At 62.3% G+C, this 17877-nt stretch carries 16 protein-coding genes; 3 read left to right on the top strand and 13 right to left on the bottom strand.

Annotated elements, in window-relative coordinates; all coding sequences use genetic code 11:
• Positions 1–147 precede the first annotated feature (147 nt).
• Entirely contained in the window at positions 148–834 is a 687-nt protein-coding gene (locus tag ACUXVH_RS19335; RefSeq protein WP_011060290.1) for an MlaA family lipoprotein, read from the top strand.
• Positions 835–899: 65 nt separating this feature from the next.
• On the opposite strand, the gene ACUXVH_RS19330 is transcribed toward ACUXVH_RS19335, so the two are convergent.
• Positions 900–1199: a PilZ domain-containing protein gene (locus ACUXVH_RS19330; RefSeq protein WP_011060291.1), complete on the bottom strand. Its 300-nt coding sequence runs from the start codon at positions 1197–1199 to the stop codon at positions 900–902.
• A 276-nt stretch (positions 1200–1475) separates the two neighbouring features.
• On the opposite strand from ACUXVH_RS19330, the gene rssB reads away from it, so the two are divergent.
• Positions 1476–2660: a two-component system response regulator RssB gene (gene rssB / locus ACUXVH_RS19325; protein ID WP_026020041.1), complete on the top strand. Its 1185-nt coding sequence runs from the start codon at positions 1476–1478 to the stop codon at positions 2658–2660.
• On the top strand, positions 2657–3139 hold the full coding sequence (rssC, locus tag ACUXVH_RS19320; RefSeq protein ID WP_003218919.1) for an anti-sigma factor antagonist RssC: 483 nt from the start codon (positions 2657–2659) through the stop codon (positions 3137–3139). Before rssB ends, rssC begins: the two co-directional genes overlap by 4 nt.
• Before the next feature lie 73 nt (positions 3140–3212).
• Here rssC and tal read toward each other — a convergent pair whose 3' ends face one another.
• The 12 genes from tal to ACUXVH_RS19260 all read right to left on the bottom strand — a co-directional run bounded on the left by tal (position 3213) and on the right by ACUXVH_RS19260 (position 17835).
• A complete protein-coding gene (gene tal, locus ACUXVH_RS19315) occupies positions 3213–4139 on the bottom strand; it encodes a transaldolase (protein WP_011060293.1) in 927 nt (308 codons plus the stop codon).
• A gap of 177 nt (positions 4140–4316) precedes the next feature.
• A complete protein-coding gene (dusA, locus tag ACUXVH_RS19310) occupies positions 4317–5318 on the bottom strand; it encodes a tRNA dihydrouridine(20/20a) synthase DusA (protein ID WP_047285009.1) in 1002 nt (333 codons plus the stop codon).
• A gap of 118 nt (positions 5319–5436) precedes the next feature.
• Positions 5437–6336: a glycosyltransferase family 2 protein gene (locus ACUXVH_RS19305; protein ID WP_065363471.1), complete on the bottom strand. Its 900-nt coding sequence runs from the start codon at positions 6334–6336 to the stop codon at positions 5437–5439.
• Positions 6320–7423: a hypothetical protein gene (locus ACUXVH_RS19300; protein ID WP_019095056.1), complete on the bottom strand. Its 1104-nt coding sequence runs from the start codon at positions 7421–7423 to the stop codon at positions 6320–6322. Before ACUXVH_RS19300 ends, ACUXVH_RS19305 begins: the two co-directional genes overlap by 17 nt.
• Positions 7420–9492: a glycosyltransferase gene (locus ACUXVH_RS19295; RefSeq protein ID WP_065363472.1), complete on the bottom strand. Its 2073-nt coding sequence runs from the start codon at positions 9490–9492 to the stop codon at positions 7420–7422. Before ACUXVH_RS19295 ends, ACUXVH_RS19300 begins: the two co-directional genes overlap by 4 nt.
• Before the next feature lie 25 nt (positions 9493–9517).
• A complete protein-coding gene (locus ACUXVH_RS19290) occupies positions 9518–10540 on the bottom strand; it encodes a class I SAM-dependent methyltransferase (RefSeq protein ID WP_255313397.1) in 1023 nt (340 codons plus the stop codon).
• A gap of 29 nt (positions 10541–10569) precedes the next feature.
• Positions 10570–12759, bottom strand: coding sequence for a glycosyltransferase (locus tag ACUXVH_RS19285; protein ID WP_065363474.1), 2190 nt, complete (start codon positions 12757–12759; stop codon positions 10570–10572).
• Complete coding sequence (locus ACUXVH_RS19280; protein ID WP_053150206.1) at positions 12752–13444, bottom strand: 2OG-Fe(II) oxygenase family protein; 693 nt, start codon at positions 13442–13444, stop codon at positions 12752–12754. The genes ACUXVH_RS19285 and ACUXVH_RS19280 overlap by 8 nt, the downstream gene beginning before the upstream one ends.
• Positions 13445–13449: 5 nt before the next feature.
• Positions 13450–14826, bottom strand: coding sequence for a polysaccharide pyruvyl transferase family protein (locus ACUXVH_RS19275; protein ID WP_065363475.1), 1377 nt, complete (start codon positions 14824–14826; stop codon positions 13450–13452).
• Positions 14823–16097, bottom strand: a complete 1275-nt coding sequence (locus tag ACUXVH_RS19270) for an ABC transporter ATP-binding protein (protein ID WP_065363476.1) — start codon at positions 16095–16097, stop codon at positions 14823–14825. Before ACUXVH_RS19270 ends, ACUXVH_RS19275 begins: the two co-directional genes overlap by 4 nt.
• Positions 16087–16902: an ABC transporter permease gene (locus tag ACUXVH_RS19265; RefSeq protein ID WP_065363477.1), complete on the bottom strand. Its 816-nt coding sequence runs from the start codon at positions 16900–16902 to the stop codon at positions 16087–16089. The genes ACUXVH_RS19270 and ACUXVH_RS19265 overlap by 11 nt, the downstream gene beginning before the upstream one ends.
• Positions 16903–17184: 282 nt before the next feature.
• Positions 17185–17835 carry an FMN-dependent NADH-azoreductase gene (locus ACUXVH_RS19260; protein ID WP_053157329.1) on the bottom strand — a complete coding sequence of 217 codons (651 nt, stop codon included), beginning with the start codon at positions 17833–17835 and terminating at the stop codon, positions 17185–17187.
• Between the last annotated feature and the right edge of the window lie 42 nt (positions 17836–17877).

The raw sequence follows: 17877 nt of genomic DNA, 5'->3' as shown, positions 1-17877 counted from the left end.
AGTACGGTGAATGGCAGCAAGGTTGGCTGAACCCTGACTGAAGACGGTTTGCGGTGATGCTGCCTAAACCGGCATATCCGCTTTATACTCCTGAACTTATCCTCAGGGCATAGCCCCACGAGAGAACAATCGAAGGAGTTTCCTGCTATGCGCTGGAGCCGTTATCTAGTTCCACTATGTATGAGTGCCGGTGTGACGCTGGCTCCCCTGGTTGCCCAGGCGGCCGAAGATGATCCATGGGAAAGCATCAACCGTCCCATCTTCACCTTCAACGATACGCTGGATACTTATGCCCTGAAGCCTCTGGCACAGGGCTATCAGGCCGTCACTCCGCAGTTTCTGGAAGATGGCATCCACAACATGTTTCGCAACATCGGTGATGTCGGCAACCTCGCCAATGACATCCTCCAGGCCAAACCTGGTGCTGCCGGTGTCGACACTGCGCGACTGTTGATGAACACCACCCTGGGCCTGGCGGGCTTCTTTGATGTCGGTACCAAGATGGGCCTGCAGCGCAATGACGAAGACTTCGGCCAGACCCTCGGTCATTGGGGCGTGGGCAGCGGTCCCTACGTGATGCTGCCGTTGCTGGGGCCAAGCACCCTGCGTGATGCGCCGGCCAAGTATGTCGACAGCTACACCGAACCCTACCGCTACATGAATGACATCCCCGCGCGCAACATCACCATGGGGGTGGATGTCGTCGATACCCGTGCCAGCCTGCTCTCGGCGGACAAGCTGATTCGCGGTGACAAATACACCTTCATTCGCAATGCCTACCTGCAAAATCGCGAATTCAAGATCAAGGACGGCAAGGTCGAAGACGACTTCTAAGCTCGACTGTCCTGCACAAACTGAAAAGGCGGCCTGATGGCCGCCTTTTTCATGGGTTGGAATCTTTACTTCATTTTAAGGATTGTAAGTCCAAGTTTCTGGCCGCCACCTTCTTGTGGGTTGACCCATACCACTTCTGTCTCTGCTTCCAGCCCCCTGAGGGCTGCGTGCTCTGAGTCGATACGTACACTCAACTGATCGCCGACCTGGAACGAACGTGGTGCCTGAACCTGCATGCCGCTGCTGGAAAGATCGATGCAGACCGCTTCGATCACCTGCCCCTGATGGATCAGCGTGACCTCTGCATCCACCCGCATGCGGATGTAATCGCGCTTTTCGCTGTAGTCACGCTGGTTTTGGTTCATGTGTTCCATCCTGCGATTGAGTTGCGGTTTTAGCGGTTTTTATAACTCCCGGTGATTTGCGGTGTAAAGACGTCAGGCGACCATCGGCATGAGCTTGAAACGCCCCGCGGATGGGAGTACCGTCTGCGCCTTAGAAGGGCACCTCTGATGGTCGGGCGTGCAGGGCTCAAGGTCCTGGCCGGGCTTGCAGAGTGGCTAGAAAGCGAATCCAGTAGCGTGCCTCAGGCCCCAGGCCAGAGCACCTACGCCAACCTAATTCTGGCGCCGTTTGCCCACATGCAAAAAACCAGTGCCACGCTGCTGATAATCGATGACGACGAAGTAGTGCGCGCGAGCCTCGCGGCCTATTTGGAAGACAGTGGCTTCAGCGTACTGCAGGCCGCTAACGGCCAGCAGGGTCTTCAGGTATTCGAGCGCGACAACCCCGATCTGGTGATCTGCGATCTGCGCATGCCGCAGATGGGCGGTCTCGAGCTTATCCGTCAAGTGACCGAACTGTCCCCGCAAACCCCGGTGATCGTGGTTTCGGGTGCGGGCGTCATGAACGATGCGGTTGAAGCCCTGCGCTTAGGCGCGGCGGACTACCTGATCAAGCCGCTGGAAGATCTGGCTGTGCTCGAGCACTCGGTGCGCCGCGCCCTGGATCGTGCTCGCCTGTTGCTGGAAAACCAGCGTTACAGAGAGAAGCTTGAAGCCGCGAACCGCGAGCTCGAAGCCAGCCTCAATCTGCTCCAGGAAGACCAGAACGCCGGTCGACAGGTGCAGATGAACATGCTGCCGACCAGCCCCTGGTCGATTGACGAATTCAACTTTGCCCACCAGATCATCCCGTCGTTGTACCTGTCGGGTGATTTTGTCGACTATTTCCGTGTCGACGAGCGCCGGGTGGCCTTCTACCTGGCGGATGTTTCCGGTCATGGTGCGTCGTCGGCCTTTGTCACCGTGCTGTTGAAGTTCATGACCACCCGTTTGCTGTTCGAGTCCAAGCGCAATGGCACCTTGCCGGAGTTCAAGCCTTCGGAAGTGCTAGGCCATATCAACCGTGGCCTGATCAGTTGTAAGCTGGGCAAACACGTCACGATGGTCGGTGGAGTCATCGACGAGGAGACTGGCTTGTTGACCTATAGCATTGGCGGGCACTTGCCGTTGCCGGTGTTGTACACCCCCGACAGTGTGCGTTATCTGGAAGGGCGTGGTTTGCCGGTGGGCCTGTTCAACGAGGCCACCTACGAAGACCACATTCTGGAGCTGCCGCCGGTGTTCAGCCTGACGCTGATGTCCGATGGCATCCTGGACCTTTTGCCCGAGCCTACACTCAAAGAGAAAGAAGCAGCCTTGCCCGAACGGGTGAGGGCAGCGGGCGGCAGCCTGGATGGCTTGCGGCAAGTTTTTGGATTGGCCACGCTAGGGGAGATGCCGGATGATATCGCCCTGTTAGTGTTGAGCAGGAACCTTCAATGAGTACCGGTAGAATCCAGTTCGCCGAGCAGGATGGCACCTTCGTCCTGAAGTTCGTCGGTGAAGTGCGCCTGACCCTGTGTTCGGCGCTGGATGCGACTATTGAGCGGATTTTCACCGCGCTGAATTTTTCGGCGATCGTGATCGATCTGACAGAAACCCGCAGCATCGACAGCACCACCCTGGGCCTGCTGGCCAAGCTCTCGATCCTGTCGCGGCAGAAAGTCGGTCTGTTGCCCACCGTCGTCACCACCCACGAAGACATTACCAGGCTGTTGCAGTCCATGGGCTTCGATCAAGTGTTCAACATCGTCGATCGCCCAATTCCCTGTCCGGAATGCCTGACCGACCTGCCGTCCCAGGACCAGTCGGAAGAAGTGGTACGGGTCAAGGTCCTGGAGGCGCACAAGATCCTCATGGGCCTTAATGACTCCAACCGTGAAGCCTTTCACGATCTGGTGAATGCCCTGGAGCGTCACTGATCGACTGAAACGCGAGCGCACAAAAAAGGGCGAACCTGTGAGGGTTCGCCCTTTTTGCGTTGACGCGAAGCGATCAGAGCTTGGCAGCCAGCAGGGCTTCGAGCTTTTCCTGGTCGCGGGCGAACTGGCGGATGCCTTCAGCCAGCTTTTCGGTGGCCATGGCGTCTTCGTTGGAAGCCCAGCGGAACTGTGCTTCGTTCAGGCTCTGGCGAGCTTCACCGGTCTTGCCCGGGCTCAGCTTGCGTTCCAGCTTGCCGGTGTCGGCGGCAAGCTTCTCAATCAGATCCGGGCTGATGGTCAGGCGATCGCAGCCGGCCAGTTGCTCGATCTGGTTGAGGTTGCGGAAGCTTGCCCCCATGACCACGGTCTTGTAGTCATTGGCCTTGTAGTAGTTGTAGATGCGGGTAACCGACTGCACGCCCGGATCGTCAGCGCCCTGATAGTCGTTGCCGGTAGCCTTCTTGTACCAGTCGTAGATCCGCCCTACGAATGGCGAAATCAGAAACACCCCGGCTTCGGCGCAGGCCACGGCCTGGGCGAAGGAAAACAGCAGGGTGAGGTTGGTCTGGATGCCTTCGCGCTCCAGCTTTTCGGCGGCGCGTATGCCTTCCCAGGTAGAGGCGATCTTGATCAGCACCCGATCACGGCCGATGCCGGCCTTGTCATACAGCTCGATCAGCCGATGGGCGCGCTTGAGCATGGCTTCGGTATCGAACGACAGGCGGGCATCCACCTCAGTGGAAATACGGCCCGGAATGACCTTGAGAATCTCCTGGCCGACAGCCACGCCGAAACGGTCGCTGGCCAGGCCGACATCGCCTTTGCAGTCGTTGACGCAGGCATTCAGCAGATCGGCATAACCCGGGATGGCCGCAGCCTTGAGCAGCAGCGAAGGGTTGGTGGTGGCATCCACCGGCTTGACCCGGGCGATGGCGTCGAAGTCACCGGTATCGGCCACTACGGTGGTGATTTTCTTCAGTTGTTCCAGCTTGGAAGTCATGAGCGTGCTCTGTCCTATGGGTCTGACGACATTACCCGAGCGCTGTCAGGCGCTCAAGGGCGCGGAATGCTAACTGCGGCCCCAAAGTCCGTGACCTGAAAACAGTCGTTTGAATGCTGGGGCACTGTCCAGTAGATACGATGCCAAAAGCCCGGCCAGGTTCAACCCGGCCGACGCTTAACGTCCTTCCAGCAACTGCCCGGCCTGATCCAGCAGGGCCAGCGGATCCTGGGTCTTGTGGATATCCACCGACAACAGCTGGCGGAACTTGCGAGCACCGGGGAAGCCCGTGCCCAGCCCTAGGACATGGCGCGTGATGTGGTGCATGGCGCCACCGGCAGCCAGATGCTCGGCAATATAGGGGCGCAACCGGGCCAGCGCCTCGGCCCGGGAAATCACCGGCTCAGTGCTGCCAAACAGCTGCTGGTCTACCTCGGCCAGCAGATAGGGGTTGTGATAGGCCTCACGGCCCAGCATCACCCCATCGAAAGTCTGCAGATGTTCATGACAGGCCTCGAGGGTCTTGATCCCACCGTTGAGGATGATTTCCAACTGTGGGAAATCCGCCTTCAATTGCGCCGCCACGTCGTAGCGCAGCGGGGGAATGTCCCGGTTCTCCTTGGGCGAGAGGCCTTCGAGAATGGCGATTCGTGCGTGCACGGTAAAGCTGCTGCATCCGGCTTCCATGACCTGGCCGACGAAATCGCATAGCTCGGCATAACTATCGCGCCCGTTGATACCGATCCGATGCTTGACCGTCACGGGAATCGACACCGCATCTCGCATGGCTTTCACGCAATCGGCCACCAGCGCCGGATGGCCCATCAGGCAGGCACCGATCATGTTGTTCTGCACCCGGTCACTGGGGCAACCGACGTTGAGGTTGACCTCATCGTAGCCATGCTCCTGGGCCATGCGCGCGCACGCCGCGAGATCCGCCGGCGTGCTGCCCCCCAGTTGCAACGCCAGAGGGTGCTCGGACGGGTGGTAGCGCAGGAAGCGCTCGTGATCACCATTGAGCAGCGCACCCGTGGTGACCATTTCGGTGTAGAGCAAGGTGTGTTTGGACAGTAGGCGCAGGAAGAATCGGCAGTGACGATCCGTCCAATCCATCATCGGCGCCACACTGAAGCGCCGGGAAGGTTCTGAACGGGAAGGGCTTGAAGCGGTAAAGGGCATGGGATGTTTGTCGCTTTGCGGGGCAACCGCCTGTGGTCATGGCGGTTGTCGGGGTGACGAATTGGCGCAGTTTATCAGGAAGTGCCACCCCGACGTTGTGCTCTGAGCCATTGCCGGACTAGCGAGGCTGTCCGAGCATCCGTCCCACCTGCGCCAGCCAGTGGTAGCCCACCACGAAACTGAAACGTAGCCAGACACCTGCACAGATGCTCCAGGAGAGGACCCGGGGATAGTCCTCACGAAAAAACTTGCCATAGAAGCGGATCATGCCCCGGTGCTTGTGCCATTCGACGAACACCGGGCGGGTGCGGCTGCAGGCGCCCCAGGCGTGAAAGATCCTGGCCTGGGGTACGAAGCAGACTTTCCAGCCTTCCTGGCGAAAGCGCATGCACAGGTCCAGGTCCTCGCAGTGCAGGAAGTAGCCTTCGTCCCAGCCGCCGACGCTGTCCAGGGCTTTGCGCTTGACCAGCATGCAGGCGCCGGAAATGGCTTCTACCTGCGTCGGACGGCTGGGCAGGGGCTCGCGGTGCAGAAGAAAGTCGGAGAACAGTCGCGGCGAGAGCCAGGCCAGGCCCGACAGGTTAAGGGCGCGTACTACTGCTCGCCGTGGGGTGGGGAAGACCCGACGTCCACCGGGCTGTTCGCTGCCGTCGAAGTTGCACAGCAGGCCACCTGCCATGCCCAGATCGTGGGTGTGGCGCAGGGCGTCGATCATTCCTTGCAAGGCGCCCGGTTGCAATACGGTGTCGGGGTTGAGGAACAGGATGTGTGGCTGCTCGCAGTGACTGGCGCCTAGGTTGCAGGCCGCGGCGAAGCCGGTGTTGCTTGGGTTGCGCAGGATGAGCAGGCGTTCATCGGCAGCGAACCGGGTGGCAACCTGCTCCAGGCTGCCGTCATGGGAGGCATTGTCTACCAGCACCAGCCGGTTGATGTCCTGGGCCAGCACCGAGATCACGCAGTCCTCCAGCAGAAGGCCGGCGTTGTAGTTGACCACCACCACATCACAGGAACGCGGCATGGGCCCCCTCGAAGCGTTTTGCCCAGGAGTTGGCTTCGCGGAACTTCAGGGTCTCGGCCAGGGGCTCGGTAAACGTCAGCGCCTGGTGGATCACTCGGGAGATGTCGTCGAGGCTGTCGCTGAGAAACACTCCCGGAAGATGGCGCCTGGTGCCCATTTCGCCGAATGCGGTGCTGACCACTGGCAAGCCCAGGGCCCGGTACTCGTAATATTTGATCGGGTCGACGTAGCGGGTGATGTCGTTGCACTTGAACGGGATCAGGCCGACATCGAACTCGGCCATGGCTTGCAGCGCGGCCTCGTGGGACAGCGCCGGCAAGCACCGGATATTGTCCGGCAGTGCCCTGGGCGAAGGTCCGTGCTGGGGGCCGATCAGGCGTACCTCGGCCCCGGGAAAGGCCACGGCCAGGGCAAGCACGAATTCCCAGTCGAACCACTTGGCGAGGGTGCCGATGTAGCCGAACACCGGCCGTGTTCCATGTGCTGCGCGCCGGGACAGGGGCAGGGCGGGCAGGCGTTCGCTGGCGCAACCATTGAGCAGCAGCCGGGTATCGACCTGTTGCCGTTGCCAGTAGCGCTGCAAAGTCGTGCAAGAGGCCAGGGCGGTGACCACAGCCCGGGCGGTCTGGTGCTGGCGCCGGTGCATGGCACGGCGCGACCAGCCGCGATAGAACGCCGGTACGTTGTCCATGACGTCATAGAAACTGCCGGCGAAGATCGGTTCCTGCAGCAGTTGCAGGGCCAGCCTCGAGGGTTTGCCGATGCCGAGCTGGGTCGGTGCCTGGGCAAAATGGCGGATCTGTTGCTTGAGCTCCTGCCAGAACAGGCGATTGACCCAGCCCGAGCCGGGCAGGGGCTCTATGGGCAGGGCCCGGGGCCTGGCCAGGGTCAGCCAGTCCGGCACGGCGACGGTCGGGCCCTGGTATGGCGGGCGGGTTAGCAAGTCGGCCAGTACCGGCAAGCGCGTGGGATAGGGTTCGACCCACAGCACGGGGGCCTGGGTGGCCGCATGGAACTGGCGCACCAGTTCATGGGGTCGTTGCGCGAAGCTGTGCCAACTGACCGGTGACAGATAGACCAGCCTCATGATGGCTCCCTGGCGGTGTGGGCAGTCCAGGGTCGGCCCCATTTCGCCTCGTACAGGGCCTTGTTGCGCTCAAACAGTTGTTGGCGCTGGCTGCCGGGCATCTGGCTGAACGAGGCAGAAAGATGGTGATGAATGAACACGTCTTCGGCAAAGGCGCAGGACAGCCCTGCTTGCTCGACCCGGCGGCAATAGTCGTCGTCTTCGAAAAAGCCCAGACCGAAGGCTTCATCCAGGGGCCCGACGCGCTCATAGGTCGACCTGGGCATCATGACCGCGAAGAAACCGAGGGTGGCGCAGGGCACCAGCTGGCCGGCATGGCGCCAGGTGTATTGGCGGGCGCGGCCAGGCATCTCCTCGAGGCTGCGGTAGCTGATCTCGATCTTCGCTTCGTTGCCGATGTTGTTGGTTACCGGCCCGATCAGGCCGAGCCCCGGGTTGCGTTGCAGGTGGCGGCGCAGGGTCTGCGCCCAGCCAGTGGTGACCTCGGTGTCGTTGTTGAGCAAGACCAGGAACTCGCCCCTAGCCCGGGCCAGGCCCTGATTGTTGGCCGCGGAGAAACCCAGGTTGCCGGGGTTGAGGATGAGCGAGTGAGCGCTGTCGCTGACCCACTGCCGAAGGAATTCGACGCTGCCGTCGGTGGAGGCATTGTCGACGACAATGATTTCCAGATTGCGGCCCAGAGCATCGGCGGCCAGGCTGGCCAGGCAGGCGCGGGTGAATGCCAGGTTGTTGTAGGTCACTACTATCACGCTGATCAGGGGCCCGGTTTGCTCGCCTTCAACCAGGGCCTTCAACTGTTCTACCCGGTGCTCCCACGTCTGTTGTGCGGCGAATTCCTGGCGCTGGCGGGAAGTGCTGTCGCAGGCAGGTTCCTGCAACGCCTGGGCGATGGCTTCGATAAAGGAGGGGGTATCCCTGGCAATGGATACCTGCTGGCCGAACTCCTGCAGCTCGGGCAGATCCACCGCCACCACCGGCTTGCCGGCACTCAGGTATTCGTAGACCTTGACCGGGTTGGTGGCCAGGGTCAGTGCCTCGATGCGAAACGGCAGGATGCAGACATCGAAGGCCTGCAGGTAGGCGGACAGCTGTGCGTAGGGGATTTCACCGGTCAGCCTGACGTTGGCATGGCGCTGCAGGCGCGCACCAACCCGCCCGGTATCTGCGCCTATCAGCAGGATCGTGCAGTGCCTGAAGGCTTCGGCGATGGCGGCCAGCAGATCCACATCAAACCACTGGGCGAGCGCGCCGTAGTAGCCGATCACGGGACGGCCTTGCGGGTCTTGATAACACTGGGCCGGGGGCTTGGAAAAATAGGTGAAGTCGGCGGCATTGCGCAATACGGAGCGTTGCCCGGTGCTTGCAGGCGGGCAGTGCCGACTCCAGTGGCGTTCCAGCCACGCCGAGGCAAACAGCGTGATATCGGCCTCGCGCAGCAGCTCATGCTCCAGTTGCAGGAGGTCCGGGGCGTTGTTGCCGAAGCCCTGATGGTCGTCCATGCAGTCATAGACCAGGCGGCTGGCCGGCAGCGACCCGGCCACGGGGGCCCAGAACGGGTGCTGGACCAGGGAGATCACCTGGCTCGAATGGGCCCAGCTCAATAACTCGCCGATGCTGCGACGCAACTGCTGGACCACGGCCTCTTGCGGGGCAGCGTGGTAGAGGAGCGGGGCTGTGCGTGCAAACAGCCGCACTTCGAACAGCCGCCCTCGGTCATCCAGCGGGCGCAAGGTAAAACCGTCGCGAGCGTCGTCCTCCAGGCTGGCCGAAACATAGAAAACCCGGCGTCCGCTGGTGCTCAAGCCGCGGGCCAGGTGCTGGGGACGCTGCTGGCGGAAATCCCAGTCGATGGCACCCCAGACCACGTAATCCGGCCATTGCGGGTCGGCCGCCGGTAGCACGCTACAAGCGGGTACGAAACTCTTGGCGGCCCGCTGATGCCGACGCAGGGCCCGCCAGCCAGGTCCCAGCACGCCGTGATACAGGCGCCGGATCAAGGCTTTCAGCAGGTAAGGCAGCGGCAGGCGGTGATAGAGGCGACGCCAGCGCTGGAACAGGGCGGTGCTCATTGCCGTGCCCCGGATACAGAGCGAGTCAAGGCACGGACTCCGACTGTTTCGGGGTCGCGGCAACGATCACGAAATCGCTGTTCAGGGTGCCCGACTCGATCAGCCCGTCTTCGATGTCGAACAGCATCCGCAGCACCCGCATCGCCTGGGGATCATCGACCTTGAAATTGCCGGCGATGCCATGCAGCAGAAATTGCAGCAGGGTGCCGCCGCAGGTGTTGAGGGCCTGGATCTCGAAGTGCTGTTCCACCACCTTGAGGATGTCCTGGGAGCGCACCGCCTCGGACGGATCAACCTTCACCACCTCTTGTGGATCAGGGAGCGGTACGTTGTTCTGCACCTGACCGTAGGAACCCTGGACGAAAGAGCGGCGCATGGCCGGGGGAATCAGGGCGAAGGCATGGCTGATGGCTGCGCACTGGGCCTGGTCAAAGGCAAAGTGATTGGCGCCGACATACTCGTTGAAGAACAGCCAGCCGTCCGCCTTCAAGGCCTGGCGGACATTGGCGCAGACCTTTTCCAATTGGCGAATGTGATGCAGTGAACCGTTGAACCAGACGGCGTCGTAATGAGCGCTGGGCAGTTGCCCCCGCTCGACATCGGTAAGGCTGTAGTGCAGGGTCCGGGCCCCCAGCGCCGCCGCTTCTGCCCGGGCGGTGTCCAGCGCCGCCGGGGCGATATCCACGGCGTCGCAGTCCTGGAAGGCCTGGAGTTTGTAGAGCTCGCGTTCCAGGGTACCGGTGCCGCAGCCGATGCTCAGCATACGCGGCACCGGTAACCGGCCCGCCAGAAAGGTGTTCAGGCAATAGGGTACCCAGTGAGCATGACCGCTGCCGGCCGTGGCCTTTTGCTGATGGCGTTGTTGCACCGCAGGCACTGCCAGCCAGTAGACATCCGCAGAAAACGCATCCGAGCCGGCCTGGTTCTGTGACCAGTGCTCGGCGGTCTGCGCCTTGCGCTGCTCCTCGCTCATGTCGTCCGGGGGAACATGGGCTGCGACTGCCCGACCACTGAGCTGTTGAATTATTTTTTTCAGCACGTTCGGCATCTTCCTTGTGGGTGTATCGGGCTGCAGATTCAGTCGGTGAGCTTCATTCCCGTGGCGTCGGCGTTCGCTCTGCGGCGTGCTTGACGATGGGGTTGCCAGGGCCCCCACTTGCTTTCGAAGTAGGCCTGGTTCTTGTCCCATAACCGCTGGTATTCGCCGCTGGCGATAAGGGCCTTGAACGAGGCCTGGCCGTAGTGGTGGATGTAGCTGTCCTCGGCGCATACGGTGCGCAAGCCGGCGGCCTGGACTCGCCGGCTGTAGTCGTCGTCTTCGAACATGCCGATGCCAAAGGTTTCATCCAGCCAGCCCACCTGATCCAGCACTTCGCGGCGCATCGCTACGCAAAACATGGCCAGCATCGGGATGTCGAAGCAGCGCCCGCGGTACTGGCTGGCGCGCCGGTCGGCGAAGTCCTCCATGTCGTTGAGGTCCTGGTAGTCGATGCTGACCCGGGCCTCGTTGCCCACCGCATTGGTGGTCGGCCCCACCAACCCCACCTCCGGGTCGTCGAGGTGGCGCAGCAGGGGCGCGAGCCAGCCCTTGGGCACCACGGTGTCGTTGTTGAGCAGGACCAGGTAGTGGCCCTGCGCAAGGCGCAGGCCCTGGTTGTTGGCGGCGGCGAAACCCAGGTTCTGTTCGTTGAGCACTATGCTCACATTGGGTTCGCTGCGGGCCAGGTAGCGCAGGTAGTTGCGGGTGGAGTCCTGCGAGGCGTTGTCGACGATGATCAGTTGCAGGTTCGGGTAGGCGCAATTGCGCAGCAGGCTGTCGATGCAGCCGCGGGTCAGCTGCACATTGTTGTAGGTGACGATGATTACCGAGACCTTCGGAAACAGTTCGTCCAGCGCATCGCGCGTGTCTTCGAAGCGTTGCCGCCAATCGTTTTCCCTGGCCAGTGCCAGCCGTTGGTCCCAGCGCTGCAGATCGGTTTCCCCAAGGGCTCTTTCGATCTGCGTGACAAAGGCAGACGGCCCGTCGGCGAAATACAGGTAAGGCTCGTAGATCTGCATCTCCAGCAGCGGCACTGCGACCACGGGTTTGCCGGCGCTGATGAACTCGTAGAACTTCACCGGATCCACCGCGTGGGTCACGTTGTAGAGGCGAAAAGGAATGATGCAGACATCGAAGTGGTACAGGTATTGCGGCATCTGCGAGTAAGGCTTGCGGCCCAGCAGGTGCACATTGGGCAAGCGGTCGAGGCCGGCCAGGTCACGGACGAACACATCGCCAATGAGCACCAGATTCCACTCTGGTCGTTGCCGGGCGATGGCCGCCACCAGCTCAAAATCGACCCATTCGGCCAGGGCACCATAGAAGCCGATGATCGGGCCTTGAAGCTCCTCCAGCAGAGTATTGGGTGTACAGCATCGGGCAAAGAAGTCGAAGTCCACCCCGTTTCTAACCAACTGGCAGCGACGGCTGGTACTGGCCCATTTGTCGTACAGCACGGAGGCGGTGACGGTTACCAGATCAGCCTGTTCCACCAGTACCTGTTCCTGGGCCAGCAAGGGCTGACCGATGTTCGGAAAGTCCTGCCATTCGTCCATGCAGTCGTATTGCACGGGCCAGCCGTATGCCTTGCGCAGGTGCAGGGCCAGGCGCGTCCAATAGGGCAGGTGAACCACCGACACCGCCGTCTTGATCCGGTAGTCGCTCACCAGGGCCTGCAACGCCTCTGCATTGGCGCGCAGGTTGCCTTCGGTGATGCAGGTGGCGTAATAGTCCTGCCGTGCATGCCCGCGCAGGGTGACTTCGAAGACCCCGGGAGCGACTGGGTGCGCCGTATAGGGCCGCTCTGCCGCGGGTAGCGGCGAAAGGATAATGTAGAACACCCGATAACCCTGGATAGCGAACTGCGTCATCAGTTGCTGTGGTCGCTGGAACCTGGCGGACCAGTCGATATTGGCAAAGCACAGCAGGTCAAAATGCTGAGCAGCAGAGCCGGGTGCTGAGTCCTCCACGATATCGGGCTCCAAGGGGATGGAAGCTGGCAGAGGCTGGACGAGAGAGGGCAGGTGAGTCGGGTACTCGCTCTCGTCGTTGATCACCCCGTGCCGCAGCAGCTGCATCAGCATGCGCAGGGGGCGGGTCAGGCGCCAGGAACGCGAGCGCCGCATATGTTCGATATGCGCCAGGGCGGCATCGCGCTGAAGGATGGCCTGTGCGTGCTCGAGCCGCAGCAGGGTCGACTCCTGGTCCTGCGAGTGGGACTTAGTCATGAGCGGGCTCATAGTTGTGCAGTGGGCTCTGGTCGCCACTTGGCCACATTGAGCTGAGGGAGCCGGGCCGGTAGAAGGTCACGGTCATGCTGCGCCGTGAAGTCCGGCAATTGGCTACCACCTGCGTCACCGCATGCCAGGAGTTCTCGGCGCGTACCAGTACTGCCGATGTGCCCACCAGGGGCGGGATCACCGCGACCACATCCGTGGGGTCGGCAGAGCCCAGGATATTCAGGCAGCCACCGTCCTCGATGTTCCAGGAATCGTTGAAGTACAGGATATGGGTCACCAGCTTGTCGCCCAGGTCCGGGTGCGGGCCGAGGCAGGCCTGCGGCCCGTAGTGGAAGACATTGACCTCCATGGGAGCGTTTCTGAGGTCCATGTCGGTGAGCGTCGACAGCGCCAGGCGATAGTCCGGTGCGGTCAACTCGCTGGCCAGCCTGCGCCAGGCCGGGCTCAGGTGCTGCTCGTGGATAATGCGCCCGGTGCCCATTTCCACCAGTTGCCGCGCCTGGTACTCGTAGTCCTTTTCTCCGCCATAGCCGGACACCGTCTTGAAGGAGTCACGGGGATAGGTCGCTACCAGGGCCGCGGCGTCCGCGGGTGAATACAGTTCGGTGATCCGCCCCCAGCGAAAGGGCTGAGTGTGCAAGGGGGCTCTGGTCAGCATTGGCAGATTCAGCATCGTATTCATCTTCCCAATAAATGTTGCAGGCGGCGCCGCAGGGAGCGTAACGGCGCGGTGAGGCGATAGGAGTTGGAGCGATGGATTCGACCCAGCTCGGCATCGACCCGACTGGTGAGTTCCGTTTGGTGGCGGCGTAGTAGCGTCAACTGCTGTACCTGGATTTTCAGCGCATCCAGTTCGGCCTGTTTGCTCAGGATCGCCTCGCGACAGTCCGGGAGGGGGGCCTCCAGCAGGCCGGGCAGGGCTTGCCAGAAGCGGTTCAGCGCCTGGCTGGTGGGGCGCGGGCCCTGGGCGATCAGTTCGGCTACCCGGTCCCAATGGCGCTGCACTTGTTCTTGCGCGGCGATCACCTCGGGGCAGGGCCCCGTTTCGCTCAGGTGTTGCTGGAACCACTGGGGATCGATGGGCTGTTCGGCGGGCAGGGGGCGGATCCCGCGGTATGCGCGCAAGGCGGTGTACTTGCCCTGGTTCAGGTTGGCCGAACAGAAGGCCGGTACGCCGAAGGCCAGGGCGGTGATCGCCAGGTGATAGCTGTGGCCGATGACGCCCTGGGCCTGGGCCAGGATCTCCGCCAGTAGCAGTGGCTCTGGCCAGGCCGGCAGGCGCACGGCCCGTGGCAGGTCGGCCCCGAGAATCGACTCATGGTCCCCGAGCACCGGGCCGATGGGCAACAGCAGCAGCTGCCACTGGCTGAACAGCGCGTTGTGGGTTTTCCATAGCTGGAGAAAGCTCTCCAGGCCGGCAATCGCATGCACCACCAGATAGGGCCCGGTCAGGCCGGCCTGGGCACAGAGTTGGCGATAGGCCGCCGAGGGTTGCTGCCGGTCGATCAGGCTGGGCAGGCCAAAGGCGGTATCCGGCAATACCTCGACCTGGGCCTGCTCGCTCAGCGCGGACAGGGTGTTTGCAGACAGGGCATCGCGCACCCGGACGTGGGGGCTTTGCTCCAGGGTCAGCCTGACCAGCGGGGCCGCCCAGGATGGAATCGGGTTGCAGTGCATGCCGGGGGCGTTCCAGATCAGCGGCACATTGTGTTGCAGGGCCATCAGCGCAGGCGACAGCCAGTACCCGGTGGGGTGATGGATCTGCGGGTCGGGCGGGTAGTAGTCGGCAGCGATGACCTTGTCGAAGCGAATGATGAAGCCGCCGCCGATCAGCACTGCGTCCAGGCTATCGATGAGCTGGGGCAGTTCACTGACCGAGGTGACGGGGTAGGGCCATTGCGGCGTGCTGCGCGAGTGATAGGAGAACGCGTGCAGGCGCACCTTGCCCAGGCGCGCCTGCAATGCTGCTTCGGCAATGAGGGGGAACAGCAGGTCGCCGTAGTTGGCTACATCGAAGGTACCGAAGATCGCGACTTGCCATTGCTTGTCGCTCATGAACGCTCCTCGACTGCCAGGGGCTGCTGCGATGGGCGGGTGACAGGTTCGATATGCAAGTCGACGATTCCCAGGAAGTGCTTGTTGCCCGGCAAGGTGTCGAACGCCAGGAGGGCCACCTGCTTTTCAATCAGGTGGGAGGTTTCTTCCGTTTCGCCATTCATCAGCTTGAGCGTGATGTGGTAGCGCCCGGCCGCCAGGTTGGCGGCGAATCGCAGGTACACCGAGGCGCTGCGCCAGCCTTGCCGGGACTCGCCGCATTGCAGGGCGACGTTCACCCCGCTGACCACCAGCAGCCGGGCTTCCTGGATGGTCAGGCTGATGTTGGGGCGGGCAATGGCGTCGCTGACCTGGGCATCGATGGCGATTTCGATCATGTCGCCGTGGGCAAAGCTTGAGTACAGCGCCCCGGTATTGCTGAACACGGCTGAGGTGATCCGCCCTTCAGGGGTGCCGAAGGCCATGCCGTGCTCCGGGTTGAGCGGTGTCTTGGCGCTGACCTGGACGGCGCCCGCGCTGGCCCAGCGGCGCTGTTCGTCGCGCATGTCCAGCAGGTACAGCTCGGCCATCGCCTCCGGTGCACCGCTGGCGCGGATTTCGCCGTCGCGCAGGTAGAGGGCGCGGTTGCAGAAGCGCTTGACCATGCTCATGTCATGGGACACGAACAGCAGGGTCATGCCTTGTCGGGTCAGGCGTTCCAGGCGTTCCAGGCACTTGAACTGGAAGGAGGCATCGCCGACGGCCAGGGCTTCGTCGACGATCAGGATATCCGGCTCCACGCACACCGAAACGGCAAAGGCCAGGCGCACCAGCATGCCGCTGGAATAGGTCCTGGTGGGCTGGTCGATGAATTCGCCGATGTTGGCGAAGGCGGTGATTTCGTCGAAACGCGCCTCGATCTCCGCGCGTTTGAGGCCCAATACCGCACCGTTGAGGTAGACGTTCTCGCGGCCGCTGAACTCTGGATTGAACCCCGAGCCCAGCTCCAGCAGGGCGGCGATCCGCCCATGGCTGGTCACGCTGCCCGTGGAGGCGGTGCTGGTGCGGCAGATCAGTTGCAGCAGGGTCGACTTGCCGCTGCCGTTGCGGCCGATGATGCCCAGGGTTTCGCCCTTGCGCACTTCCAGCGCAACGTCCTTCAAGGCCCAGAATTCGCGATAGCGCTGCTTGCCGCGGGGCAGCAGCAGTTGCAGCAGGCGGTCGCGGGGCTGGTCGTAGATCGGGTAGCATTTGCCCAGGCCCTGGGCCTTGATCGCCAGTTCAGAGCACATCGGCGAACCCCGGGCGGGTTTTTTCGAACCACGCCCATCCCAGGAAGGCCACGCCTAGCGCGACGCTCAGCTCTATCAGCCACAGGCCGAGATCGGGCACCACGCCCCAGATCAGCACGTCGCGGGAGGACTCGACCACCAGGGTCAAGGGGTTCAGGTAGAGCCAGTGCCGGTAGGCCTCAGGCAGGGCGCTCAGCGGATAGAACACCGCCGACATCAGCAGCAGGGCCGACATCAGTACACCGATGACCTGGCCAACATCCCGCAGGTAGACCCCCAGGGAGGCGAGGACCCAGGACAGCCCGAGGGTGAACAGCACCAGGGGCAGCAGCACCAGGGGAAACAGCAGAGCGGTGGGCGGCGGCAGGCCGAAGGCCAGGAGGTGGAACAGCAGCCAGACGGCAAAGCTCACCAGCGTGTGGAACAGCACCGCCCCGAGCATCACGCAGGGCAGCATGTCCAGGGGGAACACCACCTTCTTCACATAGTTGACGTGGCTCAGGATCAGCCCGGGGGCTCGGGTGAGGCATTCGGAGAACAGGTTGAAGACCATCATCCCGGTGAACACCAGCAGGGCGAACTGGGTGTTCGAGTCGTTGTCGGTTCCCCAACGCACCTTGAACACCACGCTGAACACGAAGGTGTACACCAGCAACATGAGCAAGGGGTTGAGAAAGGACCAGAACAGGCCGGCGATCGAGCCGCGGTAGCGGCCTATCACTTCGCGTTCGATCAGTGCCCGCAGCAGCTCGCGATGACGCCAGGGCCTGAAGGTGAAACGGTGCAGCGTGGTACTTCCGGTCAACTCCCGCTCCTTGGGGCCAGCTTCCAGCACCACCCCATGCTCGACAAGGGCATGGGTGAACGGGTGGTGATTCGAAGCGAAGGATTTTGTGAATTGTTTATAGACCCGAAATGCAGGAAGTGAAGGTGTCGTTACAGCTTTTTTTGATGAGCGGCGGGCGCAGCCGGATAAGTGGCAAGACACCCGCGAGGGTAATGCTCACTGCGGATGCCTGGGCTCGGCGGTAAAGAGCAGGGTGGGCCAGGCGGGCAGGCTCCTGCGCGGCGCCGGCCCGGGTATGGTTCAGTACTGGCGGGCCGCCAGTTGCTGCGCCAGGGCCTGTGCCTGCTCGGCGGCCGCCTGTCGCGAGGCCTGGTCGATGTCCGGGCCGAGGATGGTCTTTTCCACGATCAGCGAGTGCTGGTTGGCAATCCCGATGAAATTCAGCCAGGCCTCTATATAGGGCTTCTGGAAATCGAATGCCGGTGCTGGTGTGCTGGAGCGGGAAGAAAAGTCCAGGCCCCGGGCGTAGGCCGCCACCGCCGTCTTGTTGCGCAGCAGGCCTTGCAGGCCGTTCTCGGGGTCGAAGCTGAAGAGGATGCCCTGGTGGGAAACCAGATCGATGAAGTGCTTGAGCTTGTAGGGAATGCTGAAATTCCACAGGGGGATGGAAAGCACCAGCAGGTCGGCCTGGTGCAGCGGCTCTGCCAGCGCCTGGAGCCGCGCCCAGGCCCGCTGTTCGGCATTGCCCAGGGGCTGGCCGGCCAGTTGTGCATATTTGGCGTCCATGGCCGTCTGATCGAGTTCCGGCAAATCGAGGCTCCACAGGTCCAGGGTGGTGACCTCGGTGTCCGGCCGTTGCTGTCTGTAGCTCTGGATGAAGCCGTGGGCGATTTCCAGGGAGGCGGAGCGGCGCAGGCGGGGCGAGCATTGAATGTGCAGGAGCCGGGTCATGGACGAATCTCTTGGAGTTGGGATGACCGTCATTGCAACATA

Source organism: Pseudomonas sp. 8(2025) (assembly GCF_052665325.1).
Note: the sequence above shows the minus strand (reverse complement) of the source record. Positions and strands in the feature narration are given on the sequence as shown.